Origin of the sequence: Mesorhizobium sp. M7A.F.Ca.CA.001.10.2.1 (assembly GCF_003998575.1) — a bacterium.
Lineage (GTDB): Bacteria > Pseudomonadota > Alphaproteobacteria > Rhizobiales > Rhizobiaceae > Mesorhizobium.
The window spans coordinates 1-4,569 of the sequence record NZ_RZQY01000490.1; the positions used below are offsets into that span (position 1 = coordinate 1).

General features: G+C 62.1%; 7 protein-coding genes. 2 read left to right on the forward strand and 5 right to left on the reverse strand.

The window, feature by feature from the left end; genetic code table 11:
- Both EN964_RS25480 and EN964_RS25485 read left to right on the forward strand, forming a co-directional pair.
- Window positions 1-372: DUF805 domain-containing protein (locus EN964_RS25480; protein WP_164775985.1), on the forward strand; the 372-nt coding region annotated here is incomplete at its 5' end.
- Window positions 373-435: 63 nt separating this feature from the next.
- Window positions 436-1,098, forward strand: a complete 663-nt coding sequence (locus tag EN964_RS25485) for a DUF805 domain-containing protein (protein ID WP_127269803.1) — start codon at window positions 436-438, stop codon at window positions 1,096-1,098.
- On the opposite strand, the gene EN964_RS25490 is transcribed toward EN964_RS25485, so the two are convergent.
- The 5 genes from EN964_RS25490 to EN964_RS25510 all read right to left on the reverse strand — a co-directional run.
- Window positions 1,088-1,570, reverse strand: coding sequence for a GNAT family N-acetyltransferase (locus EN964_RS25490; protein ID WP_127269801.1), 483 nt, complete (start codon window positions 1,568-1,570; stop codon window positions 1,088-1,090). The two genes, EN964_RS25485 and EN964_RS25490, sit on opposite strands and share 11 nt — an antisense overlap.
- Before the next feature lie 4 nt (window positions 1,571-1,574).
- Window positions 1,575-2,678, reverse strand: a complete 1,104-nt coding sequence (gene leuB / locus EN964_RS25495) for a 3-isopropylmalate dehydrogenase (RefSeq protein WP_127269799.1) — start codon at window positions 2,676-2,678, stop codon at window positions 1,575-1,577.
- Window positions 2,679-2,839: 161 nt separating this feature from the next.
- The gene (locus tag EN964_RS25500) at window positions 2,840-3,190 is read right to left on the reverse strand and encodes a VOC family protein (RefSeq protein WP_127271319.1); all 351 of its coding nucleotides are present in this window, start codon (window positions 3,188-3,190) and stop codon (window positions 2,840-2,842) included.
- A 13-nt stretch (window positions 3,191-3,203) separates the two neighbouring features.
- Window positions 3,204-3,587: a RidA family protein gene (locus tag EN964_RS25505; protein WP_127271321.1), complete on the reverse strand. Its 384-nt coding sequence runs from the start codon at window positions 3,585-3,587 to the stop codon at window positions 3,204-3,206.
- A gap of 173 nt (window positions 3,588-3,760) precedes the next feature.
- Window positions 3,761-4,569 (reverse strand): hypothetical protein (locus EN964_RS25510; RefSeq protein WP_127276885.1); only part of this gene is annotated, 809 nt, incomplete at its 5' end.

A 4,569-nucleotide genomic window follows, 5' to 3' on the forward strand; every position in this document is an offset into this window, starting at 1 on the left:
ACGCAGAACTATTTCAATTTCGCCGGACGCGCCCGCCGCAAGGAATATTGGGGCTACTGCCTGTTCTGGACGGTTTGCCTGCTGATCATCGGCGGCATCGGCCTGTACACCGATATGGATATGGGCGGTTTCGACAGTGATATTTCGGGCGCGATAACGGTCGGGTTGTGCGGCACGTTCCTGCTGGCGACAATTCTTCCCAGCCTCGGCATGATCGTGCGCCGGCTGCACGACATCGGCCTGTCAGGCTGGCTCTGCCTGCTGATCCTGATCCCGACCATCGGCAGCCTGATCATCCTGGTCTTCGCGCTGATCCCGACGCAGGCCCGGGAAAACCAGTGGGGGCCGGTGCCGGCGGGTGTCAGGATTTAGCCGCCACGTGTATTGCAATCACAAACAACCCTGGGTAGTATTTGCGCAACGCGGGGGAGAAACATGCGTGGCACGATATTCCACTACGATCAGGATCAGGACTACGGCTACATCGACGGAATCGACAGCAAGCGTTATATCTTTGCCCGTGACGATGTGAGCCATGAAGTGACCCTCGCCAGGGGCACCCTTGTCGAGTTTCAACCGGAGGACGGTACGGCGCACGATATAGTCGCCGTCACCCCGACAGCGCCATCGCCAAGCACGGGCCAGCCACGCCGTTCGGCCGAGAGCAGGCCCGCCTATTCCATGGGTCTGTGGGCTTACTTCTGGCGCGCGATAATTGCGGACTATAGCAATTTCAAAGGTCGCGCCCGCCGCAAGGAATTCTGGGCCTTCTGGCTATTCTACACCCTCGGGATATTGGCGCTTCTAGGCTTCGGAATACTCGTTGACCTGGCGTTCAATGGCTTCAAAACCAATGCGGACAGGACGCCGATGAGGGCCATAGGGCTCATACCCTTCCTTCTTTTCTTTTCGGGATTGATCCTGCCGTCGATTGCGCTCGTCGTGCGGCGTGTGCATGACGCGGGTCTGAGCGGCTGGTTTGCACTTCTGGGCTTCATAACTCCCATTGGCAGCATTGCCTTGCTGGTCTTCGGACTTCTGCCGTCCCAGGTGGGCGAAAACCCTTGGGGACCGGTGCCGGCAGGCGTCAGGATCTAGCCGCCTTCAGCGCTTCGCCTGAAAGCCTGAGAAAGACCTTCTGGCCGTGGCGCTCGGCGCCAAGCCGGTCGTAGAAGCGCAGCGCGCCCTCGTTCCAGTCCTCGGTGGTCAGGTCGATGCGGCCGATGCCTTCGCGCAGGCAATGATCGGCGAGAAAGCCGATCAGCGCCCGGCCGACGCCGGCGTTGCGAACCTTCTCGCATACGAACAGATCCTTGAGGAACAGCAGCCGCTCGAGATCGATACCGGGATGCGCGATCGCCACCGACGCCAGGCCGCTGACTTCGCCGTCGACGAAGGCGAGCGCGAAATGCGGATAGGCCGGGCTTTCCTCGCCAAGCCATTTGCGTGCAGCAGACAGGGCCCGGTCAGCATCGAGAGGCGGCTGCCGGTAATGCTCCGCCATCTCGCACAATATGGCCGCGAGTGCCGTCGCGTCCTCGATCGTCGCCCAGCGGACGTCGACCGTCACGGAATCAGCCCAGGAATTTGGCGATGATCGCGTCGCCCATCTGAACCGTACCGACCTCGGTCATGCCATCGGACATGATGTCTTTCGTCCGCAGGCCTTCGTCGAGCACGGCGGCGATCGCGCTTTCGACACGGTCGGCTTCATCGACCATGCCGAAGGAATAGCGCAGGCACATGGCGAAGGAAGCGATCATGGCGATCGGGTTGGCGATGCCCTTGCCGGCTATGTCGGGGGCTGAACCGTGCACCGGCTCGTAAAGCGCCTTGCGCTTCTTGGTCTTCACGTCAGGCGCGCCGAGCGAGGCCGACGGCAGCATGCCGATCGAGCCGGTCAGCATGGCGGCAATGTCGGACAGCATGTCGCCGAACAGATTGTCGGTGACAATGACGTCGAACTGTTTTGGCCAGCGCACCAGCTGCATGCCGCCGGCATCGGCCAGCATGTGGTCGAGCTTGACGTCGGAATAGCGCGCCTTGTGGGTCTGGGTGACGACCTCGTTCCACAACACGCCCGACTTCATCACATTGCGCTTTTCCATCGAAGTGACACGGTTCTTGCGCGTGCGTGCCAGTTCGAAAGCGACGCCCGAAATGCGCTCGATCTCGAACGTGTCGTAGACCTGCGTGTCGATGCCGCGCTTCTGGCCGTTGCCGAGATCGATGATCTGCTTGGGCTCGCCGAAATAGACGCCGCCGGTCAGCTCGCGCACGATCAATATGTCGAGGCCTTCGACCACCTCCTGCTTGAGCGAGGAGGACGCCGCCAGCGCCGGATAGCAGATGGCCGGGCGAAGGTTGGCAAACAGCTCCATGTCCTTGCGCAGGCGCAGCAGGCCGGCCTCAGGGCGCACCTCGTAGGGCACCGCATCCCATTTGGGACCGCCGACGGCGCCGAACAGCACCGCGTCGGCCGCCATCGCCTTTTCCATGTCGGCATCGGAGATCGCCGCGCCATGCGCGTCATAGGCGCAGCCGCCGACCAGCCCCTCATCGGTGGCAAAACCGCTGCCGAGCTTGTCGTTCATGACCGCGATCAGTTTCTTGACCTCGGCCATGGCCTCGGGACCGATGCCGTCACCGGGGAGCAGGAAAAGATGCTTCGTTGCCATGGAGGAACCGTCCTGGAAAGAATTTGAACCGCGGCCTTGCTAAACGCCAAGCCGGTTGTGCGCAAGGAGTAACGCAGCGATCAAGAACAACCTCGTTCGTTTGCGATCCTTCGCGCTCCCCTCTGCCCCGCCAGCCTCCCGCAAATTGCAGCGCCTTGCCTTCACCGATGCGAGAGAATGTTGACCAGCCGGCCGAACGGATCGCGGACATAGAAGCGGCGCACGCCCCAGGGCTCGTCGGCCGGTCCGTATTCGATGGCGAAGCCCGCCGCTTTCATGGCATCGAGCGCCGCATCGACATCATCGACCTCGATCGAAAGATCCGGCACCGGCGTTTCGGAGCCGCCTTGCGCCATGAAACTGACCTGGACATCCATCTTTGCTTGCGAGCCGTAGGTGGCGATCCAGCCAAGGTCCATAAGCACATCGAGGCCGAGGACATCCTGATAGAAACGCTTGGCCGCAGTGGCATCCGATGTCTCGATATTGGCAACGATGCGCCGGACTTTCATCGTCGGTCGCCTTTCAAGCCGTGCGCCGCAGCGCCGTCACCTCGATCTCGATCTTCATTTCCGATCTGTTGAGCTGGCAGACGATCATCGTCGCCGCCGGCCTGATGTCGCCGAACGTCTCGCCGAGGATCGGGAAGACCACGTCCACGAAGGCCTGGTCAGTGATGTAGTAATGCGCCCGCACCACGTCGGCCATCTCGAAGCCGCCGTCCTGAAGCGCCTTGCCGATCGTCGCCAGGCAATTGCGCGTCTGCGCCTCCACCGTCTCCGGCATCGTCATCGTCGCATAGTCGTAGCCGGTCGTACCGGACACGAAACACCAGTCGCCCTGCACCACTGCACGCGAATAGCCGGCGGTCTTTTCGAAGGGCGAACCGGTGGAGATGAGTGTGCGCATGGGGCCTCGCAGGATTTGGTGGCCATTTTGCAGGGAAGACGCCTGTCCGACCATGGGCCAACATGGTTGGATTGGCGGTGCAAACCTTCGATGCCAGCGGGGGTGTGAAGGATCGCGGCGGACAATTCTTTTCCGCAGCACGACGACGGTGCGGCTGCCGTCGCGCAAAATACTTAGTTCGCCGACCCCAGCGCCTTGTCCAACGCCGCCTTCACATCGACCGGCCATGTCGCCACATCAGGCCACGCCTGCGGCTGGCCCTTGTCGCCGCGGCGCGCAAAATAGAGCCTGTGCTGGGCCGGGTCGACCGCCATGAAGCCGTCATTGCCGCCGCAATCATGCGGCACGCAGCCGCTGGCGTAGAAGGTGCCCGAAGCGGTCTTTTCCGTGCCGCCGCCGACCAGCAGGCTGGTTGCCATGTCGGGCATGTCCTTGCCGAGAAGCTTTTTCGCTTCCTTGTAGACGGCCTCGTTGTGGAAGGCGTCGATGATGTTCTGGTACTTTTCCGGATCGATGTCTTTCCAGTCCGTGCCGGGTTCCGGCATGTAGGTCAGATTGCCCGAAATCGTCAGCCCATCGGTCGGCGACCATTGCAAAGCCGGCTTCTCATCCCCCGGCAGCAGATAGGGCACGAAATAGATGGCGTTGTCGGACACCGCCGAGGGCGGTGCGCCGCACTGGTCCTGCTCGACTGTCGTGCTCTGGATGGTGCCGCCTTCCGGTTTCCAGACGATCACCGTCGCCGGCCCGCATTGATTGCCGCCGTCGCCCACATCGAACAGCGCCACCTTGACGCCGCCGACCTCGACTATTTTGTCGAAGAAGACGTCATAATTGCTGGCCAGCTGCTGGCCGTCATAGGCAAGCACCTTCTCGCCATACTGTTCCTTCTGGGTGATGGTCAGCGTGCCGCCTTCGAAAGGGCCGGGCGCCTGCTTGTCGTCATCGCCAGCGTCGGCGGCGTTCGTCCCCTGATCGGCGG